This window comes from Janthinobacterium sp. HH102 (assembly GCF_001758625.2).
GTDB lineage: Bacteria > Pseudomonadota > Gammaproteobacteria > Burkholderiales > Burkholderiaceae_D > Janthinobacterium.
The window spans coordinates 783039-805519 of the sequence record NZ_CP062062.1 but is presented as its reverse complement, the minus strand read 5'-3'; the positions used below and the strand labels follow the sequence as shown (position 1 = coordinate 805519).

The 22481-nt window shown below is 59.7% G+C and carries 22 protein-coding genes; 2 read left to right on the top strand and 20 right to left on the bottom strand.

The features are described 5' to 3' along the window. The 4 genes from msrP to JAB4_RS03645 all read right to left on the bottom strand — a co-directional run bounded on the left by msrP (position 1) and on the right by JAB4_RS03645 (position 5220). Entirely contained in the window at positions 1–978 is a 978-nt protein-coding gene (gene msrP, locus JAB4_RS03660; protein WP_070221694.1) for a protein-methionine-sulfoxide reductase catalytic subunit MsrP, read from the bottom strand. A 72-nt stretch (positions 979–1050) separates the two neighbouring features. Beyond that, positions 1051–2202, bottom strand: a complete 1152-nt coding sequence (ccsB, locus tag JAB4_RS03655; RefSeq protein ID WP_070221695.1) for a c-type cytochrome biogenesis protein CcsB — start codon at positions 2200–2202, stop codon at positions 1051–1053. 64 nt (positions 2203–2266) lie between these two features. Continuing rightward, positions 2267–4363, bottom strand: coding sequence for a cytochrome c biogenesis protein ResB (locus JAB4_RS03650; RefSeq protein ID WP_070221696.1), 2097 nt, complete (start codon positions 4361–4363; stop codon positions 2267–2269). Between the two features lie 185 nt (positions 4364–4548). Further along, positions 4549–5220 carry a c-type cytochrome gene (locus JAB4_RS03645; protein WP_070221697.1) on the bottom strand — a complete coding sequence of 224 codons (672 nt, stop codon included), beginning with the start codon at positions 5218–5220 and terminating at the stop codon, positions 4549–4551. A 186-nt stretch (positions 5221–5406) separates the two neighbouring features. Here JAB4_RS03645 and yihA point away from each other — a divergent pair, with 186 nt between their 5' ends. After that, a complete protein-coding gene (gene yihA / locus JAB4_RS03640; protein WP_070221698.1) occupies positions 5407–6144 on the top strand; it encodes a ribosome biogenesis GTP-binding protein YihA/YsxC in 738 nt (245 codons plus the stop codon). A gap of 76 nt (positions 6145–6220) precedes the next feature. Here the strand turns inward: yihA and JAB4_RS03635 are convergent, their stop codons facing one another. From JAB4_RS03635 to JAB4_RS03615, 5 genes are all read right to left on the bottom strand, one after another. After that, positions 6221–7069 (bottom strand): hypothetical protein, encoded by an 849-nt coding sequence (locus tag JAB4_RS03635; protein WP_083287317.1) that lies wholly within the window; start codon positions 7067–7069, stop codon positions 6221–6223. A gap of 318 nt (positions 7070–7387) precedes the next feature. Further along, positions 7388–10498, bottom strand: coding sequence for an efflux RND transporter permease subunit (locus tag JAB4_RS03630; RefSeq protein ID WP_070221700.1), 3111 nt, complete (start codon positions 10496–10498; stop codon positions 7388–7390). Then, a complete protein-coding gene (locus JAB4_RS03625; RefSeq protein WP_070221701.1) occupies positions 10495–11667 on the bottom strand; it encodes an efflux RND transporter periplasmic adaptor subunit in 1173 nt (390 codons plus the stop codon). Before JAB4_RS03625 ends, JAB4_RS03630 begins: the two co-directional genes overlap by 4 nt. Before the next feature lie 87 nt (positions 11668–11754). Continuing rightward, positions 11755–13113 (bottom strand): ATP-binding protein, encoded by a 1359-nt coding sequence (locus JAB4_RS03620; protein WP_070221702.1) that lies wholly within the window; start codon positions 13111–13113, stop codon positions 11755–11757. Next, entirely contained in the window at positions 13110–13838 is a 729-nt protein-coding gene (locus tag JAB4_RS03615; RefSeq protein ID WP_034753223.1) for a response regulator, read from the bottom strand. Before JAB4_RS03615 ends, JAB4_RS03620 begins: the two co-directional genes overlap by 4 nt. Positions 13839–14024: 186 nt before the next feature. Between JAB4_RS03615 and JAB4_RS03610 the strand changes: the two genes are divergently transcribed. Further along, positions 14025–14558 carry a Spy/CpxP family protein refolding chaperone gene (locus JAB4_RS03610; protein WP_162995525.1) on the top strand — a complete coding sequence of 178 codons (534 nt, stop codon included), beginning with the start codon at positions 14025–14027 and terminating at the stop codon, positions 14556–14558. 112 nt (positions 14559–14670) lie between these two features. Here the strand turns inward: JAB4_RS03610 and dsbD are convergent, their stop codons facing one another. The 11 genes from dsbD to rpmD all read right to left on the bottom strand — a co-directional run bounded on the left by dsbD (position 14671) and on the right by rpmD (position 22479). Beyond that, complete coding sequence (dsbD, locus tag JAB4_RS03605; RefSeq protein WP_083287315.1) at positions 14671–16620, bottom strand: protein-disulfide reductase DsbD; 1950 nt, start codon at positions 16618–16620, stop codon at positions 14671–14673. Positions 16621–16778: 158 nt separating this feature from the next. Then, positions 16779–17171 (bottom strand): 50S ribosomal protein L17, encoded by a 393-nt coding sequence (gene rplQ / locus JAB4_RS03600; protein ID WP_034753219.1) that lies wholly within the window; start codon positions 17169–17171, stop codon positions 16779–16781. A gap of 133 nt (positions 17172–17304) precedes the next feature. After that, entirely contained in the window at positions 17305–18282 is a 978-nt protein-coding gene (gene rpoA / locus JAB4_RS03595; protein ID WP_008444343.1) for a DNA-directed RNA polymerase subunit alpha, read from the bottom strand. A gap of 111 nt (positions 18283–18393) precedes the next feature. After that, on the bottom strand, positions 18394–19017 hold the full coding sequence (rpsD, locus tag JAB4_RS03590) for a 30S ribosomal protein S4 (protein WP_010394478.1): 624 nt from the start codon (positions 19015–19017) through the stop codon (positions 18394–18396). A 258-nt stretch (positions 19018–19275) separates the two neighbouring features. Beyond that, on the bottom strand, positions 19276–19680 hold the full coding sequence (rpsK, locus tag JAB4_RS03585; protein ID WP_010394475.1) for a 30S ribosomal protein S11: 405 nt from the start codon (positions 19678–19680) through the stop codon (positions 19276–19278). Between the two features lie 17 nt (positions 19681–19697). Next, a complete protein-coding gene (rpsM, locus tag JAB4_RS03580) occupies positions 19698–20063 on the bottom strand; it encodes a 30S ribosomal protein S13 (protein ID WP_046681666.1) in 366 nt (121 codons plus the stop codon). A 14-nt stretch (positions 20064–20077) separates the two neighbouring features. Beyond that, positions 20078–20191, bottom strand: coding sequence for a 50S ribosomal protein L36 (rpmJ, locus tag JAB4_RS03575; protein WP_010394471.1), 114 nt, complete (start codon positions 20189–20191; stop codon positions 20078–20080). Between the two features lie 42 nt (positions 20192–20233). Continuing rightward, positions 20234–20452, bottom strand: coding sequence for a translation initiation factor IF-1 (infA, locus tag JAB4_RS03570; RefSeq protein WP_005663428.1), 219 nt, complete (start codon positions 20450–20452; stop codon positions 20234–20236). Between the two features lie 18 nt (positions 20453–20470). After that, complete coding sequence (gene secY, locus JAB4_RS03565) at positions 20471–21805, bottom strand: preprotein translocase subunit SecY (protein ID WP_010394438.1); 1335 nt, start codon at positions 21803–21805, stop codon at positions 20471–20473. 32 nt (positions 21806–21837) lie between these two features. Next, on the bottom strand, positions 21838–22269 hold the full coding sequence (rplO, locus tag JAB4_RS03560) for a 50S ribosomal protein L15 (RefSeq protein ID WP_034753211.1): 432 nt from the start codon (positions 22267–22269) through the stop codon (positions 21838–21840). Positions 22270–22299: 30 nt separating this feature from the next. Next, a complete protein-coding gene (gene rpmD / locus JAB4_RS03555; protein ID WP_010394435.1) occupies positions 22300–22479 on the bottom strand; it encodes a 50S ribosomal protein L30 in 180 nt (59 codons plus the stop codon). Between the last annotated feature and the right edge of the window lie 2 nt (positions 22480–22481).

The window sequence follows — 22481 nt, the reverse complement described above, 5'->3', positions numbered from 1 at the left end:
TTAAAAGAACTTCTTCAGATCCATGCCCGCGTACAAGGAAGCGACATCGTTGTAGCCGTTGAACATCAGGGTCTTGCGCTTGCGCGCAAGAAAACCGTCTTCGCCGATGCGCCGTTCGGACGCCTGCGACCAGCGCGGATGATCGACGTTCGGGTTCACGTTCGAATAAAAACCGTATTCGGACGGCGCCGACAGATTCCAGGACGTGCGCGGCTGTTCCTTGACGAAACGGATCTTGACGATGGATTTGGCCGATTTAAAGCCATATTTCCACGGCAAGACCATGCGCACGGGCGCGCCGTTCTGGTTCGGCAAGGTTTCGCCGTACATGCCCAGAGTCAGCAGCGCCAGCGGATGGTTCGCTTCGTCGATGCGCAAGCCTTCCGTATAGGGCCACTGCAGTACGCGGCTGCCCACGCCCGGCATCTGCTTCTTGTCGGCCAGGGTGATGAATTCCACGTACTTGGCATTGCCCGTCGGCTCGACCTTCTTGATGATTTCCGAAAAGGAATAACCGACCCACGGGATCACCATCGACCAGCCTTCCACGCAGCGCAGCCGGTAGACGCGCTCTTCCAGCGGCGCCAGCTTGAGCAACGCATCGAGGTCCAGCGTCATCGGCTTTTTCACTTCGCCTTCGATGCTGACCGTCCACGGCCGCGTGCGCAGGGTGCCCGCGTTTTGCGCAGGGTCGCTCTTGTCTGTGCCGAATTCGTAGAAATTGTTGTAGCTGGTGGCGTCTTTATAGGCCGTCTGCTTGTCCAGCGCCGAATAGGCGGGATTGAGTTTGGCTGCCAGTTTGGGATTCGTGCCTTGCGCGAAGGCTTCGCGGCTGGCCATTTCCAGCAAGGCCGCGCTGGACATCGAGCCCAGCGCCACTTGCTTGATGAAGCTGCGGCGCGATTCAAACACGGCGCGCGGCGTGATTTCGGAAGAATACGGCAACTCAATGCCGTTGGGACTGCGCTTGATCAACATGGCGGCTCCGGAAAAAGGTGATTGGATATACCTTACACCAGTTTTTCCGGGCCGTTCATGACGCTTCTGTCATTAAAGCTTGCCGTAAGAATGTAATCCAGAAAGGAACATGTTGACGCCCAGGAAGGCAAACGTCGTCACCAGCAAGCCCACCAGCGCCCACCACGAGGCGACGCGGCCGCGCAAGCCCGTCATCAATCGCATGTGCAGCCAGGCTGCATAGTTGAGCCAGACAATCAGCGCCCACGTTTCCTTCGGGTCCCACGACCAGTAGCCGCCCCACGCTTCGGCCGCCCACAGGGCGCCCAGGATGGTCGCTACCGTGAAGAAAGCGAAGCCGACGGAAATGGCCTTGTACATGACGTCGTCGAGCACTTCCAGCGACGGCAGGCGGTCGACCAGGTAGCCGCTCGACTTGAGCAGGTAGGCCGCCGCCACCATGGCCGACAGGGCAAACGTGCCGTAGCCGATGAAGTTGGCCGGTACGTGGATCTTCATCCACCAGCTTTGCAAGGCCGGCACCAGCGGCTGGATTTCCGCCGCGTCGCGCGTGACCGTGTACCACATCAGGAACACGACGGCCGCCGAAATGACCAGCATGACGAAGGCGCCCAGCTGGCGCGTCGCATAATGCTGCTCGTAATACAGGTAGAACATGGCCGTGATCAGGGAAAACAGGATGAACACTTCATACAGGTTCGACACGGGAATGTGGCCCACGTCGGCGCCGATCAGGTAAGACTCGTACCAGCGCACCAGCATGCCCGTCAGGCCCAGCACCACGCCGGCCCAGCACAGCAGGGAGCCGACGGACGAACCGAATTCCGAACGCGCCACCAGGCCGATCCAGTAGAACAGGGTCGACAGCACGAACAGGGTGCCCATCCACAGGATGGCCGATTGGCTCGACAAGATGTATTTCAGGAAAAATTTCTGGTTCGCCATCTCCAGGTGGCCGCTATACAGTTCGATGGCGAACAGCGACAGCACGGCCGCCAGCGGGATCAGCCAGCGCACGGGCTTCCAGTACCAGCCCAGCCACGCGAACGTGGGTGCCGCGGCCAGCAGGATGGCCTTTTCATAGATATCCATGAAGGCGCCAAAGCGCATCAGGCCGAACAGTGAGGCCGCCAGCAAGCCGGCGCCGTACAGCCAATCGATCAGGCTCAGGCGCTTGAAAAATCCTGCTTCCTGCGTATATATTTGCTTGTTTGCCAATTCCATCATTTTCTCCATTCCCGGCGACGCGCAAGCGTCCCGAAACTCAGCCAATCCAACTCAGCGCAGCTTACGCCGATTGCGGCAGCTTTGCCTTCAAGTTCTCAAATTCTTTTTCAAAATCCAGCGTCTTGCGTTGCGTGCTCATGGCCATCAGGGCCTCGCTGCCGCCCTCGCCATCCTTGATCCACACCCACAGGCGGCGCTCGCGGATATAAAACATGGAAAATACGCCGATCACGAGGAACAGGCAACCGAGGTAGACCACGCTCTTGCCCGGCGAACGCGTCACCTGCAGCACGGAGGCCTTGATTTCCGTAAAGTCGTCAAGCTGCAGGTACACGGGCGCGCCATAGAAGAAGCTGTCGGACAGCGCATTCGTGGCCAGCTGCAGGAAGCGGCCGTGCTTGTCATCGGCCTCGACGGCTTTCAAGCCATCCTGGGCGCGTGCCGCCTGCCACAAGTCCCACAGGCTGCCATTGAGGATTTTCATGAAGATATCGGCCGCTTTTTCTTGCTCGGCGGCAGGAATTTTCTCCAGGAAACGAGAAATGGCGAGGAAACCGCCCTCTTGCCCGTTGCCGGCAAAGATGCCCAGGCTTTTCGCCGCCGATTCCTGCAACTGGCCGCGCAAGGCTTCCGCGTTCGCCTGCGGCATGGCGCGCGCCGCATAGCGGGCGGCGGCCTGCTGACGCAGCGCTGGATCTTGCAGCGCGGCACGCAAACGCATCCACTCATTCACGCTGACATTGTCGTCGGCGGGAATGCGCAGATAGCTGAACGGGTCGCTGGGGTTGACGCGCATGCCGGCCAGAAACACCGTCGTGCCATCGACCGTGACCGGCTGCATATAGTTCTGGTACTCGCGCGCCTGTCCCGTCTTGTCGCGCAATTTGTATTGCACCGACGGCCCCACGTTCTTGAGATCCTTGTTGTTGGCGTTCTTCGCGGCCGACCCGAGGCGCTTATCGAGGCCGACGGCAAATTTATCATTGAAACTTTCCGCCTTGTTGACGGCGCGCACGTCCTGGCCCGCGCTGAGGTTTTCCACGTTAAACGGACGGAAACCCGACCATTCCACCGTGTAGGAATTGCCGTCGCTGCGCTCGAGCGGCGTGCTGCCGCCCACTTCGCCGCCGATATCGAAGCGTTTCGTCGTCTTGCCCGTCATGGGAAAACCCGTCAACTTGAGCTTGCTGCCGCCATCCTCAAAGCTGGACTGGTACAGGGCCAGGCCTTTGTACAGCAGCGGCTGGTTGACCTTGATGGTTGCAGGAAAACTTTCTCCCGTTGCATGGTCGGTGATGACGACATCGCTGGCGAACAGCTTGGGCATGCCCGTGCTGTAGAAATCGATGTGGAATTTCTTCAGCAGGATGGTGATGGGCAGATCCTGAATCAGCACGCCATCGGCCTGCGGAATAATGGCCGTGTTGCTCGACGAGCCTTCCGGAATCATGGTATTGCCGCGGAAAGTAGGGTTCGACAGGCTCAAGCGGTGCTGGGCGGGAATGTCGGCGATCACGCCGCTGCCGGAAAACGGCGTCTTGCCAAAGAACCATTGCTGTACGCGTATCGGCATTTCCGAATCGAGCAAGCCGCCCACGCAAATGATGACGATGGCGCCATGGGCAAAGATATAGCCCCATTTATTCGCCGCGCCCCGCTTGGCCGCCACCAGGGTGGCGTTGTCCTTCTCGACCACCTTGGCCCCGTAGCCGGCGTCTTTCAGGCGCATCACCATCTGCTGCGCCAGCACGGCGCGCGGCAGCGGCGCCTGCCATTCCAGCTTGTGGTGGAAATTGCGCAGCGATTGCTCGCGCACGGTTTCGCGCCAGCTGCGCATGTCCTTGAGCATCTTCGGCGCATTGCGCACGATGCACAGCGAGGTCGAGGCGACCAGAAAACCCATGATGACGAGGAACCACCAGGCCGAATACACGGAATACAGGCTCAGCTTGTCGAAGACGGCAAACCAGAACGGACCAAACTGGTTGACATAATTGGGCATGGGCTCGTTTTGCTTGAGCACGGTGCCGATGATGGAGGCGACGGCGATCAAGGTCAGCAAGCTGATGGCAAAGCGCATCGACGAGACCAGCTCGACGAATTCAGCCAGGCTGCGGCGTTGGGTCTTTAACTCGATTCCGGTCGTGCCAGTGCTCATACGTGGATACTCATACGGGATATGCAATCTTCAAGGAAATGTAGGCATGGAGCAGAGTGTTTCTCCGCGCAAGGCGGCAGCATACTCCTGTTTGGCCCCTGCCATGAAAAAGGGCAGCCTGTGGAAACGGCCGCCCTTGTTCACGCGCGCTGCTGCGCCTGGCAATCTCTTGCCACTATGAAAACTTACTTCAGGCCGGCGATATAGTCGGCCACGGCGGCGATTTCGTCATCCGACATGCGGGCGGCGATGGTGTGCATTTGCGCGCTGTTCTTGCGGGCATCGGCCTTGGTGCTGCGGAACATCGTCAGCTGGGCCACCGTGTAATCCTGGTGCTGGCCGGCGATGCGCGGATACTGGACGGGAATGCCATTGCCCGTCGCACCATGACAGCTGGCGCAGGCGGCAACTTGCTTGGAAGCAATGCCACCACGGTAGATTTTCTTGCCCAGGTCGATAGTATCCTTGTTTTTCGCGGCACCCGGCTTGGACAGCTGCGCGCCCAGGTAGGCGGCGATATTCTTCTTGTCGGCGTCGCTGAGCATCTTCGCGTACGTCGTCATGACGGGCTGGTTGCGTTCCGGCGTGGTGAAGTCGACCAGTTGCTTGTAGATATAGCTTTCGTGCTGGCCGGCCAGCTTCGGATTGACCGTGATGGTCGAATTGCCGGCCGCGCCATGGCAGGAGACGCAGGCAGGCAAGCCACGCGCCGCATCGCCATCGGCGTACAGGGTAGCGCCCTTGGCAGCGTCGGCCTTGACGGCCGGTTTTGGTGCTTCGACCGCGGAGGCAGTTGCCGATACAGCCAGCAAAGCGAGCAGCATGGATTTGAACAACGGTGAAAACGCACGATTCATTCAGGCACCCTGAGACAGTGAGAAATTAGTGGTGGACATTGCCGCGCCCTGTGGATTTTTGCTTTATTTTCAGGGCCGCAAGCCGCATCGCTGCTACGCCGGCAACAATAAACAACCCCTTATTGTACAATAGCTTCTTGGCGTTATCGCTCCCTTATCGCTCCCTTTTGTTGCTTTACTACTCCCATGTCAAAACTCTGGCAAGCCCGCTTCTTTACGACCGTCAACCAATTGCGTGACCTGCCCGATACCACGGTGCCGGAAATCGCCTTTGCCGGCCGCTCCAATGCCGGTAAATCGACCGCCATCAACATCTTGTGTAATCAGAAAGGCTTGGCGTTCGCCTCCAAGACACCTGGCCGTACCCAGCACATCAACTACTTCTCCATCGGCGGCGCCCACGTGGCGCAGCACCGCAAGGATGCCACCATCGTCGAAGAGATCGAATGCCTGCTGGTCGACTTGCCGGGCTACGGCTACGCGGAAGTATCGGGCTCGGCGAAATTGCACTGGCAGCGCCTGCTGGGCGACTACGTGCAGCGCCGCGAACAATTGGCCGGTTTGATCCTGATCATGGATTCGCGCCGCCCGTTCACCGACCTGGACATCCAGATGCTGGAATGGTTCGCCCCGACGGGCAAACCGATTCACTGCATCCTGACGAAAGTCGATAAACTGAACCGCAATGAATCGGTCAATGCCTTGCGCCAGGCGAAAGCCAAGCTCGACAGCTACGTGGATGAAGACGGCGTCGGCTTCCCGTTCACCGTGCAACTGTTCTCGGCCCTGAAAAGAGTCGGCATCGACGAAGCCAACGACAAGATCATGGAACTGGCCGGCATCAGCGAAGATGGCGCGGCCCAGATGGTCGACCTGATCGACATGGAAGACGACGTCGAGCCGGAGTCGGACAAGCCGGCTTGATCGACATCAACGCTGCGTAAAAAAAGGCTGCCCGTTCACACGGTGCAGCCTTTTTTCTTGCGCGGGCGCCGGGCGCCTAGCGCCGTCCCGGCCCCGGGCGCTTCTCGGAAAAGAATTCCTGGCGCAGGAAGGCGCTCAGCTCGGCCGTATCTTCCACACGCGCGCTGAGGTTGACGTTACGCCCCAGGCGCCGCGATTCCCAGACGAAATCGCCGGGCTTTTCGGCACGGATCAGCTGGATCATCTTCTTGATGATGGCCGTTTCGATATCAGGCTCATTGCCCAGTTCCACTTTTTCCTGCTTCAGCCAGTTGCGCTTGAAGTTGCCGTTCCAGCCCTTGAACTTGACTTCGGCGCTGAACGAGGTCTGGTTGACGATGGAAAACACGCCGCCCGAATCCTCGCGGTCGCTGCCGGAATTGCGTCCCTGCGCGCCGGCGATATTCGCCTTGGCCACGCGCATGGCGCGGTCGTTTTCGCTTTCCTCGGCCGGCGGCGCGGGGTTCTGCGCCTCGCGCTGCTTGCGGCGCTGCTCGATCATCGAACTCATGTCTTCAGCGGGCGGCGGCGGCAACGGCACTTTCGACACCAGCGGCGGCGTGTAGGTTTCCAGTTTCGGTTTATCGCGCGGCACGTCTTTTGTGACCACGCGCTTGCTCGGCGCCGGCGGCGGTTTCACCTTGGCCACTTTCGTGTCCTTCGGCTTGGGCGTAGGTTTCGGCTGCGGCTTCGGTTGCGGCTTGTCCTTCAGCGGCGCGATGTAGACCATCGCGCTTTCCTTCTTCGGCGGCGGAATCTTTTCGATCTTGTCACTGCGCAACAGGACATAGGCCGCCAGCAGCACGTGCAGCAAGACGGACACGCCGAGCGCAACCTTGCGCGTGGTGCTGGTCTTGGACCCGTAGGCCGGAGGTGGCTGGATCACTTGCCCGCAGGTGGGGCAAACATCGGAATCGGCAGCCAACAAATGGGTCGTGTCATGCAAAATGAATCGTGCTTTCTGTGTAGCGAAGAAATAACATTACAGGGCAGCCATAGTGCCAGAGTCCCTTGCTTTTGGGAACACTTCCTCGGCCTTTCCAACCCGCAGCGTACAGGATAGCGACATTCCTTGCAGCGCTGACCAGAGTACCCGAGCCATCCCTTGACGGTTGTTACCGTATGTATCACTGCCCATACAAAACCGGCGCCCCATTCACGCAGAAATGGGACGCCGGTCACGGGTCATCAGTCACGCATGCGCTCAAGCCTTGTTGTCGAGCGCCACCAGTTGCTCGTCCGTCATCGGCCCCGTGCCGCTGTACTTGTCCAGGAATAAATAGATGACGGGGGTGATGAACAGGGTAATCACTTGTGAAAACAGCAATCCGCCGACCACGGCCAGCCCCAGCGGCTGGCGCAGCTCGGCGCCGGCGCCCAGGCCCAGAGCGATCGGCAAGGCGCCCATCAGGGCCGCCGCCGTCGTCATCATGATGGGACGAAAACGCAGGATGCAGGCCTGGCGGATGGCCTCTGCCGGCGCCAGCCCCTCGTTGCGCTGCGCATGCAGGGCGAAGTCGATCATCATGATGGCGTTTTTCTTGACGATACCGATCAGCATCAAAATGCCGATGATGGCGATCATGGTCAGGTCCATGCCAAACAGGCGCAAGGTCAACAGCGCGCCCACGGCCGCCGACGGCAAGCCGGCCAGGATGGTGAGCGGGTGGATATAGCTTTCATACAGCACGCCGAGCAGCACATAGATCACGCCCAGCGCGGCAATGATGAGGATGATCTGACTCGATTGCGAGCTCTGGAACACGGCCGCGTCGCCGCCGTAGCGCGTGATGATGGAGGCCGGCAAGCTCATGTCCTTGGCCATTGCGTCGATCTTGCCCGTGGCGATCCCCAGCGGCACGTCCGGCGCCAGGTTGAAGGCGATGGTGACGGCTTGCAGCTGCCCCTGGTGGTTGACGGAGGTGGGGCCGATCGTGCGTTCCACGTAGGCAATGCTCGACAATTTCACCAGTTCGCCCGACTTGCTGCGCACGGACACGCGCGTGAGCGCATCGTCATACTGGCGGTCCGCCGTGGCCGCTTCCAGGATCACGTAATAGCTGGCCGCCGACGAATAGATGGTCGACACTTGCCGCTCGCCAAAGGCGCTGTACAGTGCCGTGCGGATATCGGACATCTGCACGCCCAGCAGGTTGGCCTTGTCGCGGTCGATCCGGAGCGATGCCTGCAAGCCCTTGATCTGCGAATCGCTGGTGACGTCGCGGAAGGCGGGATCGGTGCGCATGCCTGCAATGAACTTTTCCGCCCAGTCATTCAGGGCGTCGGGACTGACGCTTTGCAAGGTGTACTGGTAGCGGCTCTTGCTCTGGCGCCCGCCCAGCTGCAAGTTTTGCACGGGCCGGAAATACACGGCCATGCCGGGCACGGTGCCCGCCGCGCGGCGCAGGTTTTCCAGCACCACGGGCATTTTCGGGCGCTCGCTGCGCGGTTTCAAGACCATGAACATGCGGCCCGTGTTGCCGCCGCCGACGAACGACGTCACGTCCTGCACGCTTGGGTCCGCCTTGAGCACGGCCGCCACGCGGGCTTGCAAGTCCTGCAATGCCGCGGACGAAATATCTTCCGACGCTTCCGTATTCACCTGGATCTGGCCCAAGTCTTCTTCGGGGAAGAAACCTTTGGGAATGGTCGCGTACAGCAGTACCGTCAGCGCAAAGGTGCACATGGCAACGAACAGCACCACATTGCGGTGCGCCAGAGCCTTGTCGAGCAGATGCACATAGCCGTTGCGCAATTTCGTGAAACCGGCTTCGAAATGGCGGCCGATAAAGGTTTTCTCGCCATGACTGGGGTCGCTGTCATTGTGCTCGCGCGAGTCGGCCGGCAGGAAGCGGCTGGCCAGCATCGGCACCAGGGTCAGCGACACGACGGCGGACACCAGCACGGCCAGCGAAACGACGACGGCGAACTCGTGGAACAGCAAACCGATCACGCCCGGCATGAAGAAAATGGGGATGAACACGGCCACCAGCGAGACGGAAATCGAGATGATGGTAAAGCCCATCTCTTTCGCCCCTTCCAGGGCCGCGCGTATCGGTTTCTTGCCCATCTCGATATGGCGCACGATGTTTTCCAGCACCACGATGGCATCGTCGACGACGAGACCCACGGCCAGGGTAATGCCCAGCAGGGACACGTTGTCGAGGCTGTAGCCGAGCCAGTACAGCAGGGCCAGCGCACCGAGCAGCGAGATCGGCATGGTGACGGCCGGAATGAAGGTCGCGGCCGCGCGGTGCAGGAACAAAAAGATCACCAGCACCACCAGCACCACCGTCAGCGCCAGGGTCAGATTGACGTCGTGGATGGCTTCGCGGATCGACAGCGAACGGTCGTTGACCAGGCTGATTTGTATCGACTGCGGCAATTGCTCCTTGAAGCCCGGCAGCAGACGGCGCACGCCATCGACCACTTGCACGGTATTGGCGTCCGGCTGGCGCTGCACCATCAGGCTGATCGAGCGCTCGCCGTTGAAACTGCCGACGGACTTGATCGATTGAAAGCTGTCTTCCACCTCGGCCACGTCTTTCAGGCGCACGGGCTGGCCGTTGCGGCTGGCGATGATCAGTTCGGCAAAATCAGCCGCTTTCATCATTTGCGGATTACCCTGGATAGTCAGGGTCTGGCTCGGACCGTCAAGGATGCCCAGCGGGGAATTCGTGTTCGAGGTGCGCAAGGCAACAGCCAGCTCGTCCATCGTCAGGTTGCGCGCATTCATCAGGTCGGCACGGGCGCGCACGCGCACGGCGAAGCGTTTCTGGCCATTGACGATGACCTGGGCGACGCCGGGCAGGGTCGACAGGCTGGGCGCGATCAGGTTTTCCGCATAATCGTTGAGGTCCGACAAGTTCAGCGAGGGCGACGTCATCTGGATGAACAGCACCGGCGCATCGGCCGGATTGACCTTGCGGTAAGACGGCAAGTCCGTCATTTCCGTCGGCAACTGGCGCTGCGCGCGCAGCAGGGCCGCCTGCACGTCGACGGCCGCCTCGTTGACATTGATGCTGGCGTCAAACTCCAGGGTCAGCGACGTATTGCCCAGGGTACTCGTGGACGTGATCAGGCTCAGGCCTGAAATGGTGGAAAACTGCTTTTCCAGCGGCAAGGCCACCGACGAGGCCATGGTTTCCGGGCTGGCGCCGGCCAGGTCGGCGCTGACGTTGATGACGGGCGTGTTGTAGCTCGGCAAGGCCGCCACGGGAATTTGCAGGTAGGCCAGCACGCCGGCCAGGATGATGGAGAGGGACAGCAACACCACCATGACGGGGCGGCGGATGCTCAGTTCGGACAGGTTCATGCTGGCTTGCCCTGCGCTGCGGCGGCGCCGTCGGCAGCCTTGTGTTTTTCCGCCAGGCGCACCTTGCTACCCGGGCGCAAGTTCTGCTTGCCGTCGACGATGACTTTTTCATCGCCCGCCAGGCCGGTGACGACGGCGCTCGGTCCGAATGCATACACGCGGGTAATCTTGCGCATCTTGGCCGTGTTGTCCGCCTCCATCGAGTACACGAAGGTGCCGGCGGTACTCGTGATGATGGCGTTTTGCGGGATCACCAGCGCATCCTTGAGCGTGCGCACGGTCAGCTGCGTATTCACGTACTGGCCAGGCCACAGGTCGGTGCCGCCATTGTTGAAGCGCGCCTTGACCTTGATGACGCCCGTGGCGGGGTCGACGGCATTGTCGATAAAGTTCAGTTTGCCATCGAGCTGCTTGCCGCCCGCGTCCGACAACAGGGCCGTGACGGGTACCTCGCCCGCCTTTTGCGCCGCCAGCAAGCCCGACAGGCTGCTTTCCGGCAAGGTGAAGACCACGTCGATCGGGTCGAGCTGGGTGATGCTGGTGAGCGACGTGGCCGGCTGCACCAGGCTGCCCGCGTAGACATTGATAGCGCCCACCCGGCCCGCCTGCGGCGCGCGCAGGACGGTGTAGCTGGAGTCGACCTGGGCGGCGCGCAAGGCGGCCTGGTCGGCGGCCAGCAAGGCGCGTGCCGCGTCGAGCTGGCTTTGCAGCGTGTCCACGGCGCCCTGGGCGATGAAATTCTTGCTCAACAAATCCTGGTTGCGCTTGAGCTGGCGTTCGAGATCGGCTACCGAAGCGCGGTCGCGCAAGACCTGCGCCTGCGCCTTGTCGACGTTCGCATGCTCGCTGCGCGCGTCCAGCGTAAACATCAGCTCGCCCTGCTTGACGAACTGGCCTTCGCGGATGTGCACCTTGGTAATCGTGCTGGTCGTCTGCGGATGCAAGTCGACGCTGCTGATCGGCGTCACGCTGCCATTGGCTTGCAGCAGCATCGGCACATCCTGGCGCACCGGCGCGACCACGCTCACCGTCGTCGGCGCCTGCCCGCCCTTGCCCCCTTTGCCATCCTGCCCAGCGGCCGTTTTGCCCGGCTGATGATTGAAATACCAGATGCCGCCACCGATACACAGGGCCGCACCCACGAGGATTGCCAGACTAGTCTTTTTCATTGTTCTGTCATGCTGTCGCAGCGCGGGGCTGCAGGTTGAATGTAGGTGCCAGGGAGCCTAAAGCACAATATTGTCGCACGGAAATGCTCACTTTCCTGCGTAATACTCTGGCACGATGAGGGTGACTTCCAGTCCACCGTCGACGTGATTGGCCAGCAAAACCGTGGCGCCGTGCTGCTCGGCGATATTGCGCGCGATGGTCAGGCCCAGGCCCGTACCGCCCGATTCGCGCGAACGCGAGGTCTCGATGCGATAAAACGGTTCGAACACCTTGGCCAGCTGATCTGGCGCAATCCCCGGCCCGCCATCGCGGATGCGGATGCGTGCCGCGCCGGCGATGCGCTCGACGGTCACCTGCGCGTACTGGCCATATTTGACGGCATTGTCGATCAGGTTCACCAGGCAGCGCCGCATGGCGATCGGGCGCGCCATCAAGGCCATGCCGGCCTGCCCGCCCAGGGTCACATTCTGGCCCGCATCGGCCGCGTCGGAGCAGACGCTATCCAACAGCGAATCGAGATCGAGCGCCTGCATCGCTTCCGTACTATCCATCGAACGAGCCAGGTCCAGTCCTTCCTTGACCATGCTCTGCATGGCCGACAGGTCGCCCACCAGGCGGTCATACAATTCCGTATCGGCCACTTTTTCCAGGCGCAGGCGCAAGCGAGTCAGCGGCGTCTGCAAGTCGTGCGTGATGGCAGCGAGCATCTGTGTACGCTGGGAAATATGCTGACGGATACGCGCCTGCATGGCATTGAAGGCGGCGCTGGCCTGGCGGATCTCGCTGGCGCCCGACAGGGTCAGCGGCGGATGGTTGATGTCGTTACCGAGGTCTTTCGCCGCCTGCGCCAGTTGCTTGAGCGGGCGCATGGTCATGCGCGTGACCAGGTAGGCGAGGATGGCGATGCTGATCAGGAAAGGCAGCAGGGTCATCCAGTCGTTATGTTCATTGAACGGCGGCTGCTGGCGCGGCGGCAAGACCATCAGGCGCAACACGTGGCCATCCTGCATGCGCACGTCGAGGTTTTCGCAGGTACCACCCCATGGCTTGGCGGAAAACATGCCCGGCGACTGGCGCGGCTTGACGCAGGCTTCCGGGCGTTCGGCCAGCGCGCTGACCTTGAAGCCTTCGCCCAATTTTGCTTGCAGGGCGGAGGAAAATTCCGTCGGCTTGCCCGGCACATGCTCGACGTCGGGACGCAATTCCAGGCGTACGCTGCCCTTGTTGGCCACCTTCAGATAGGCGGCGCGCGAGGCCAGCGGCACCACGTCGGCCGCCATCACCAGCTGCTCGGCCCGCTCGACGGCGTGGTAGTCGCGGTATTGCTCGATGGCGCGCTGGCGTTCGCCCACGGCCAGCCACTGCGTCAGCGCGGCCGAAGCGACGATGCCGATCAGCAAAAACATGAAGACACGGCCCGTCATCGATCCCAGAAAGGCCTTCACGCGTGCGGCTCCACATTGACCTGGCCGGCCAGCACGTAGCCGCCGTTGCGCACGGTCTTGATGATTTGCGGCAAGCGGGCATCTTCACCGAGCTTTTGCCGCAGGCGGCTGATCTGGATATCGATCGAGCGGTCGAACGGGTCCGCGTCGCGGCCCTGCGTCAGGTTCAGCAACTGGTCGCGGTTGAGCACGCGGTTCGGGTGCTCGAGGAACACGCGCAGCAAGCGAAATTCCGCGCCCGACAGCATGATCACCAGGCCGCTGGGATTGAGCAGGTGGCGCGCCGTCAAGTCGAGGGTCCAGCCGGAAAAGCGGATTTGCTGCGCCTTGTCCGACGGGACGTTCGACGGCATGGCATGGCTGCGGCGCAAGACACTGCGTATGCGCGCCAGCAATTCGCGCGGCTCGAACGGTTTCGGCAAGTAATCGTCGGCGCCCATCTCCAGGCCCAGGATACGGTCCAGCGGCTCATTGCGCGCCGTCAACATGATCACCGGCACCGTCGATTGCGCGCGCAGCTTGCGGCACAGGGTCAGGCCGTCGTCGCCGGGCAGGTTCAAGTCGAGCACGATCAAATCGGGCCGCGTTTCATCGAGGATTTTCCACATGGCCGTGCCATCCGCCGCGCCCAGGGTGCGGTAGGCGTTCGTTTCCAGGTAGTCCGCCAGCAAGCTGCGGATATCGCGGTCGTCGTCGACGATGAGAATTGTAGAAGTGGGTTCCATGGTACGAATTATCCCCACTTCCCCCGCCCTTGCACAACGCATTTGTATCGTCTTGTATATAGAAGACCCGAAGAAACATATAGATACAAACTGTCTGGCAGCGGACACTTCGGGGAAACATGGCGCGTCCAACATGGATTCATGTGCAGCAACATGTACATCCCTCACTTTTACAAAGGAATCCAGATGAACGCCTCAATGACAACCTTGCGCAAGAATTTGATCATCGCCATGAGCGTACTCGGCATGGGTGCGGCATCGCTGACCGTCCACGCCCAGGAAGCGGCCGCCAGCGCGCCTGCCGCCAGCACCAAGATGCAACATGATGGCCAGCGCGGCCAGCACCGCGGCGGCAATCCGGCCGAACGCATGGCCAAGTACCAGGCCCGCCTGCATGACAAGCTGAAGCTGACGGCCGCGCAGGAACCGGCCTGGGCCACCTTCACGGCCGCCAATGCGCCGAAAAAGCCGATGGGCGACTGGAAAGCCAGGCACGAAGCGATGGCCAAGCTGTCGGCGCCGGAACGCATGGAACAATGGATCGCCATGTCGAAGGAACGCATCGCAGACCAGGAAAGCCGCCTGGCCTCGTTGAAAACCTTTTATGCCGTGCTGACGCCGGAGCAAAAGAAAGTGTTTGATGACAGCGTGCCGGCCGGCCGGCACGGCGGCCATCGCGGTGGCCACCATGGCATGCAGCAGCATCCGAAAGCAGGGTAAATCGTAGGTCGGATTAGCGGCAACGCCGCGTCATCCGACAACATGGTTGACGTATGCGGTGGCGTCGGGTTACGCCCTGACGGGCTAACCCGAGCTACCCGACCTGCCCCTCCTACTGCTCGAGCTTGCGCAACGAAGTCAGGAAGGTGGCAGCGTTCTGGAAGCCGATCACGCGCGACTGGGCGATTTCCTGCCCCTGCGGGTTGAACATGATGATGCCCGGCGGGCCGAACAGCTGAAAACGTTTCAGCATGGCCTTGTCGTCCGCGTCATTGGCCGTCACGTCCACCTGCAGCAGCACGGCTTGCCCCATCTTCGCGCGCACGGCGGGGTCGACGAACGTCAGTTTTTCCATCTCGATGCACGACACGCACCAGTCCGCATAAAAGTCCAGCAAGGCCGGCTTGCCACCCAGCTGCGCCAGCGCCGCATCGAGCTGCGCCACGGTCTTTACCCGCGTAAACGGTTGCGCGTGCACCTGGCCACCGCCGAGGTGTGCCAGCGGCGCCAGCGGATCGCGGCCACCGCTGGCCACGCCTACCAGCTGCATCGCGCCCAGCACGGCAAACACGAGGCCGAAGGCCTTGGCCACCCAGGCGTGTTGCGCGCCGCTCTTGCCCACCAGCAGATACATGCCGTAGCCGACCAACAAGACCGTCCAGCCCAGCATCTGCACGGCGCCCGGCAGCACGGGCGAGACCAGCCACCAGGCCACGCCCAGCTGCAGCACGCCAAAGAAGCGTTTGACGGCATCCATCCACGCGCCGGCGCGCGGCAGCAAGGTGCCGGCCGACACGCCCACCAGCAGCAGCGGCACGCTCATGCCCACGGCCATGGCAAACAGGGCGCTGCCGCCGATGACGACGTCGCGCGTCTGGCTGATGTACAGCAAGGCGCCGGCCAGCGGCGCGGCCACGCAGGGTCCCACGATCAGCGCGGAAATGGCGCCCATGACGAACACGCCCGCCAGGCGGCCCGACGATTGCTGGTTCGATACGCTCGTCAGCTTGCCTTGCAGGAAAGCCGGCACTTGCAGCTCATAAAAACCGAACATCGACAAGGCCAGGCCCGCCATCAGCAAGGCAAAGAAGCCCAGCACCCACGGGTTTTGCAGTTGCGCCGCCAGGCCTTCACCCGCCAGGCCAGCCGCCACGCCCAGCGCCGTGTAGACGATGGCCATGCCCAGCGCGTAGGTCAGCGACAGCAGCAAGCCGCGTGAGCGGCTGACCTTGGCGCCATCGCCGATGATGATCGACGACAAAATCGGCACCATCGGCAGCACGCACGGCGTAAACGCCAGCCCCAGGCCCAGCAGCATGAACAGGGGCACGATGACGAGGAGCTTGCCGCCCTTCAGGGCCGCCTCGATCTTGCCCATCTCGCTTTGCGCGGGTGCGGCGCTTGCCGCCACGGGCGCCGCCGCTACCGGCTCGGACGTGCTGGTGATATCGGCCTGGGGAATGCTCAGCACGGACACACCGGGCGACGCCTGCGCCTGCGGACCGTTGACGGCCGCCGTGTCGACTGCCGGCGCGGCCGGCAGAGCGAATTTCGACGGCAGGCCCGCGCCGGGCGCCACGCTCTGGCCGCCGCCCCCGCCCACCAGCTGGGCTGTCGCATCCTGCGGCGCATAGCACAGGCCCTTGTCGGAGCAGCCCTGGCCCGTCGCCTTCAGGGTGAACGCCCCGGCCGCCGCAACGGGAATGGTGATGGTCAGGGTCTTGCGGAAGGTTTCCACATTCTTCTGGAAGGTGTCGTCAAACTTGACCTTGCCAGCCGGATACACGGGCGTGCCCAGCTTGGCGCCCACGGCCTCGAACTTGAAGCGCTCGTGGTACATATAGTAGCCGTCGGCGATCACGTAGGTGACGGCGATGGTGGACGGATCCTGCATGCGGGCGGAAAACTTGAACGCCAGTTCCGGATCGAGGAACTCATCGTCGGCGCGGGCATGACTGGCGCCGAAGACGGCCATGGCCAGCAGCAAACAGGCGGCAAGCCAGATCAGCAATTGATGTAATGGAGCGGCGCGCGCGGAGGCGCTGGAGGGGAAACGGGACATGAACTACCTTTTCGACCATTCGACGGAGGACGCGCGGAGCAGGCAGCGCTTGTGCCGAGCCGGCGCGAAAGAAGAATAGTACACCGCTGAAAGGATAGCTGCAGCAGAAAACAAAAAAGCCAGGCTAGGCCTGGCTTTCTCAGATGCAATTACTGGGATTACTCGCCAGCAACTTCAACTGCTTCGGTCGTATCTGGACGATCCATCAGTTCAACGAACGCCATAGGAGCGTTATCGCCGACGCGGAAACCCATTTTCAGGATACGCACATAACCACCGTTACGGTTGGCGAAACGTGGGCCCAGTTCAGCGAACAGTTTGACGACCATTTCACGGTCGCGCAGGCGGTTGAAGGCCAGACGCTTGTTTGCCAGGGAGTCGGTTTTGCCCAGGGTCAGAATTGGCTCGACAACGCGGCGCAGTTCTTTTGCTTTTGGCAGGGTGGTTTTGATCGCTTCGTGACGCAGCAGCGATACTGTCATGTTGCGCAGCATTGCCAGACGGTGGGACGAGGTACGATTCAGTTTACGGAGGCCGTGACCGTGACGCATGATAAATCCTTTCGGTGAGTGTTTAAATTCCAGCTCTTCGATCAATGAGGCAGAAGCTTCATCGCGGGCCGGTTTGGTACTACAAAATAAAAGCCTGGGACACCTGTCCCAGGCAGTTTGCTACAACTACGAATTACTTTTCCAGGCCGGCAGGCGGCCAGTTTTCCAGCTTCATGCCCAAGGTCAAGCCGCGCGATGCCAGCACTTCCTTGATTTCGTTCAGGGACTTGCGGCCCAGATTTGGCGTTTTCAGCAGTTCGTTTTCCGAACGTTGGATCAGGTCGCCGATGTAGTAGATGTTTTCCGCTTTCAGGCAGTTCGCCGAACGCACGGTCAACTCCAGATCGTCGACTGGACGCAACAGGATAGGATCGACCAGCGGAGCGCGCGATGGCGCTTCGGCGGCAGCTTCCGTGCCTTCCAGGGCAGCGAACACATTCAACTGGTCCACCAGGACGCGGGCCGACTGGCGGATCGCTTCTTCCGGCGAGATCACGCCGTTGGTTTCGATGTTGATGATCAGCTTGTCCAGGTCGGTACGCTGTTCAACGCGGGCCGATTCAACGAAGTACGATACGCGGCGCACTGGCGAGAACGATGCATCGAGAATGATGCGGCCGATGGTCTTGTTCGTGTCTTCCGACAGGCGACGCACGTTACCAGGAACGTAGCCGCGGCCTTTTTCAACCTTGATCTGCATGTCCAGCTTGCCACCAGCGGTCAGGTGGGCGATCACGTGGTCAGGGTTGATCAGTTCGACGTCATGCGGCAGGTCGATGTCGGAGGCCAGGATCGCGCCTTCGCCTTCTTTTTTCAGGGTCAGAGTTACCGAATCGCGGTTGTGGACTTTGAAAACCACACCCTTCAAGTTCAGCAACAGATCGACGACGTCTTCTTGCACGCCATCGAGGGAGGAATATTCGTGGACGACGCCAGCGATCGTCACTTCGGTCGGCGCGTAGCCCACCATCGACGACAGCAGAACGCGGCGCAACGCGTTACCCAATGTGTGGCCATAGCCGCGCTCGAACGGTTCCATCACGACCTTGGCGTGACCTGCACCGAGAGCTTCAACATCGATAATACGTGGCTTCAACAAACTGTTTTGCATGAAATGTCCTTTTCAATACCCTCGGCTCATTACACCGATAAGGCTGATGGCATTAGTGAAACGCCCACTTTACAAAAGCAAAGTGGGCGGAGATCTTGCTACTGACTACTATTAACGCGAGTACAGCTCGACGATCAGCGATTCGTTGACGTCGTTAGCGATTTCGTTACGCTCTGGCAGGGACTTGAAGGTACCTTCCATTTTCTTGGCATCAACCGAAACCCAGCTAGGCATACCAACTTGTTCAGCCAGCGACAGTGCTTCAACGATACGCACTTGCTTTTTCGATTTTTCACGAACAGCAACGATGTCGCCAACTTTGACTGCGTACGAAGCGATGTTCACAACGATACCGTTCACGGTGAACGCTTTGTGGCTGACCAATTGACGCGCTTCAGCGCGGGTCGAGCCAAAGCCCATGCGGTAGCAAACGTTGTCCAGACGCGTTTCCAGCAACTTCAACAGCGTTTCGCCGGTGTTGCCTTTACGACGGTCTGCTTCAGCGAAGTAGCGGCGGAATTGACGTTCCAGCACGCCGTACATGCGCTTGACTTTTTGCTTTTCGCGCAGTTGGTTACCGTAGTCCGAGGTGCGGGCGCCGGATTTGACACCGTGCTGGCCTGGCTTGACGTCCAGTTTGCACTTGCTGTCCAGCGAGCGACGGGCGCTCTTCAGGAACAGGTCTGTACCTTCACGGCGGGAAAGTTTTGCTTTAGGTCCGATATAACGTGCCACGATACTTCCTTTTTTTAAATGATAACGCCCCAGCCACATGCATGATCAAACACACTGATGCGGTTAGGCGCTAGTCTGATTTGGTTTCAATCAGACGGTGGCTGAAAACGAAAAACCCGTCAAACAGAATTTGACAGGCAAGAACAGCCGGGCAGTATAACCGTTTCCGGCTCCCTGCTCCAGCGTTTTCACACAACTGTACTGAGTTACAACAGACAGCAAAGCAGCTGGCGCCGAAGCGCCCTCTGCAACACTATCTTAGATACGACGACGTTTCGGTGGACGGCAACCGTTGTGCGGTACCGGCGTCACGTCCTGGATCTCGGTGATCTTGATGCCCAGGTTGTTCAGCGCGCGAACGGCGGATTCACGACCAGGACCTGGGCCCTTGATACGTACTTCCAGGTTCTTGACGCCACACTCAACAGCCACTTTACCAGCGGCTTCCGCGGCGACCTGCGCTGCGAACGGGGTCGATTTACGCGAACCCTTGAAGCCTGCACCGCCGGAGGTAGCCCACGACAAGGCATTGCCTTGACGATCGGTGATGGTAATGATGGTGTTATTGAACGATGCGTGGACATGTGCGATGCCTTCAGCGACGTTCTTTTTAACTTTTTTACGCACGCGTGCTGATGCGGCGTTATTTTGCGACTTAGCCATAATTATTCCCTAGCGGATTATTTTTTCAGCGATTGAGCGGCTTTACGCGGTCCCTTGCGGGTACGTGCGTTCGTACGCGTACGCTGGCCACGGCAAGGCAGACCCTTACGATGACGCATGCCGCGGTAGCAACCCAGATCCATCAAACGCTTGATGTTCATGGACAGTTCACGACGCAGATCGCCTTCGACGATGAATTTACCTACTTCATCGCGCAGTTTTTCCAGTTCGCTGTCATCCAGATCTTTGATCTTTTTGTTGGTTGCTACACCGGTCGATGCACAGATTTTCTCTGCGCGTGGACGGCCCACACCGTAGATGGCCGTCAGGCCGATAACGGTATGCTGATGATTTGGGATATTAACCCCTGCAATACGTGCCATTTGTTATTCCTCGATTAACCTTGACGCTGCTTGTGACGTGGTTCCACGCAGATTACGCGGACTACGCCTTTGCGCTTGATGATCTTGCAGTTGCGGCAGATCCGCTTGACTGATGCGAGAACTTTCATTTTGGGGCTCTTTCTTTCGCTTCTTTGGTTTGATTCAGTGTGTTACTTGGTACGGAACACAATGCGGGCTCGGCTCAGGTCGTACGGCGTTAACTCCACCGTCACCTTGTCTCCAGGGAGAATGCGAATATAGTTCATCCGCATTTTACCTGAAATATGCCCGAGCACCACGTGTCCGTTCTCCAGCTTCACTCGAAATGTTGCATTTGGGAGATTCTCAAGAATCTCGCCCTGCATCTGTATGACGTCGTCTTTTGCCATTCGGTATGTTTACCGCGCTTAACGCGTCGGAATTCCGCCCTTGAAATTTGCTTTGCGCAGCAGCGAATCATATTGCTGCGACATCACGTAGTTCTGTACTTGCGCCATGAAATCCATGGTGACAACTACAATAATCAATAAAGAAGTACCGCCGAAATAGAATGGTACTTTCCACTGGGCTTGCATAAATTCCGGCAATAAACACACCAGGGTGATGTAGACTGCGCCGGCAAGTGTCAAGCGTGTCAGGATCTTGTCGATGTAACGGGCTGTCTGCTCGCCTGGACGGATCCCGGGAATGAACGCACCGCTTTTCTTCAAGTTATCCGCTGTTTCCTTGCTGTTAAATACCAGCGCTGTATAGAAGAAACAGAAAAACACGATCGCCACTGCGTACAACAGCGCATGGATAGGCTCACCAGGCCCCATCGATGCTGCCAAATCTTTCAAGAACCGCACCGCAGGGTTAGCGTTGTCGGCGCCCTTTGAAAACCAGTCCACGATAGTGGCCGGGAACAAGATGATCGAAGAAGCAAAGATCGGCGGGATCACGCCGGCCATGTTCAGCTTCAACGGCAAATGGCTGGTTTGACCGCCATAAATCTTGTTGCCTACCTGGCGCTTCGCGTAATTGACCAATATTTTGCGCTGACCACGTTCGACGAATACAACGAAGTACGTTACCAGTGCTACCAGAATCACGATGAAAATCGCGCTGAAGCTGCCGATCGAACCATTCGACACCTGAGTGAACAAGCCACCCAACGCCGACGGCAGACCTGCTGCAATCCCGGCAAAAATGATGATCGAGATGCCATTCCCCAAGCCACGCTCGGTAATTTGCTCACCCAACCACATCAAAAACATTGTTCCGGTCAACAAAGTGACGACCGTCACGAAGCGGAATGCAAGACCAGGTTCCAACACCAGACCAGCTTGCGACTCCAGTGCGACTGCAATGCCTAACGCTTGGAACAGTGCCAGGGCAACCGTGAAATACCGGGTGTACTGGGTGATCTTGCGACGACCTGCTTCGCCTTCTTTTTTCAACGCTTCCATCTGCGGTGACACGATCGACAGCAATTGCATGATGATCGAGGCCGAGATATAAGGCATGATACCCAGCGCAAACACTGTAAAACGAGACAAGGCACCGCCCGAGAACATGTTGAACATGCCCAGGACGCCGCCTTCGTGCTCCTTGAACAGCGAGGCTAATTGTGTCGGGTCAATCCCGGGAACCGGGACGTGAGCACCGATACGATAAACCACCAATGCGCCAAGCAAAAACCAGAGCCGTCCCCAAGGGAAACCGGCCGCTGCACTTTTAGCAAGTTGTGGATTAGTCGCCAATTTTCGCTCCGATCAAGCTGTTAGCGGTCAACTCAGGCTACCGAGCCGCCGGCTGCTTCGATGGCTGCTTTCGCGCCAGCGGACACTTTCAAGCCCTTCAAATTCACCGCTTTGGTGATTTCGCCGGACAAGATCACGCGCACGTCACGGGCCAACACGCCCAGAACGCCAGCTTGCTTCAAGACCAGAATGTCGACATCGCCAACAGCCAGGTTGTTCAGATCGGACAGGCGCACTTCAGCTTTGAAGGTTGCGTGCATCGATTTGAAACCGCGCTTAGGCAGACGGCGTTGCAGAGGCATCTGACCGCCTTCGAAACCGACTTTATGAAAGCCGCCCGAACGCGATTTCTGACCTTTGTGACCACGACCCGAGGTTTTACCCAGGCCGGAGCCGATACCGCGACCGACGCGACGCTTGTAGTGCTTAGCGCCTTCGGCTGGTGCAATAGTATTCAATTCCATGATTTGCTCCGTTCGTGTAAGCCCGAAGGCTTACCCGACAACTTTAACGAGATACGATACTTTATTGATCATGCCGCGTACGGATGGGGTGTCTTGCAATTCGGAAACCGAATTTACACGACGCAGACCCAGACCGCGCACGGTAGCGCGATGCGATTCGCGCGTACCGATCAAGCCCTTGACCAATTGCACTTTGACTGTGTTTGTCATTT

Coding starts and splice junctions, on each gene's coding strand:
- msrP (WP_070221694.1), bottom strand. CDS start 978: ATGTTGATCAAGCGCAGTCCCAACGGCATTGAGTTGCCGTATTCTTCC.
- ccsB (WP_070221695.1), bottom strand. CDS start 2,202: ATGGAATTGGCAAACAAGCAAATATATACGCAGGAAGCAGGATTTTTC.
- JAB4_RS03650 (WP_070221696.1), bottom strand. CDS start 4,363: ATGAGCACTGGCACGACCGGAATCGAGTTAAAGACCCAACGCCGCAGC.
- JAB4_RS03645 (WP_070221697.1), bottom strand. CDS start 5,220: ATGAATCGTGCGTTTTCACCGTTGTTCAAATCCATGCTGCTCGCTTTG.
- yihA (WP_070221698.1), top strand. CDS start 5,407: ATGTCAAAACTCTGGCAAGCCCGCTTCTTTACGACCGTCAACCAATTG.
- JAB4_RS03630 (WP_070221700.1), bottom strand. CDS start 10,498: ATGAACCTGTCCGAACTGAGCATCCGCCGCCCCGTCATGGTGGTGTTG.
- JAB4_RS03625 (WP_070221701.1), bottom strand. CDS start 11,667: ATGAAAAAGACTAGTCTGGCAATCCTCGTGGGTGCGGCCCTGTGTATC.
- JAB4_RS03615 (WP_034753223.1), bottom strand. CDS start 13,838: ATGGAACCCACTTCTACAATTCTCATCGTCGACGACGACCGCGATATC.
- JAB4_RS03610 (WP_162995525.1), top strand. CDS start 14,025: ATGAACGCCTCAATGACAACCTTGCGCAAGAATTTGATCATCGCCATG.
- dsbD (WP_083287315.1), bottom strand. CDS start 16,620: ATGTCCCGTTTCCCCTCCAGCGCCTCCGCGCGCGCCGCTCCATTACAT.
- rplQ (WP_034753219.1), bottom strand. CDS start 17,171: ATGCGTCACGGTCACGGCCTCCGTAAACTGAATCGTACCTCGTCCCAC.
- rpoA (WP_008444343.1), bottom strand. CDS start 18,282: ATGCAAAACAGTTTGTTGAAGCCACGTATTATCGATGTTGAAGCTCTC.
- rpsK (WP_010394475.1), bottom strand. CDS start 19,680: ATGGCTAAGTCGCAAAATAACGCCGCATCAGCACGCGTGCGTAAAAAA.
- rpsM (WP_046681666.1), bottom strand. CDS start 20,063: ATGGCACGTATTGCAGGGGTTAATATCCCAAATCATCAGCATACCGTT.
- rpmJ (WP_010394471.1), bottom strand. CDS start 20,191: ATGAAAGTTCTCGCATCAGTCAAGCGGATCTGCCGCAACTGCAAGATC.
- infA (WP_005663428.1), bottom strand. CDS start 20,452: ATGGCAAAAGACGACGTCATACAGATGCAGGGCGAGATTCTTGAGAAT.
- rplO (WP_034753211.1), bottom strand. CDS start 22,269: ATGGAATTGAATACTATTGCACCAGCCGAAGGCGCTAAGCACTACAAG.
- rpmD (WP_010394435.1), bottom strand. CDS start 22,479: ATGACAAACACAGTCAAAGTGCAATTGGTCAAGGGCTTGATCGGTACG.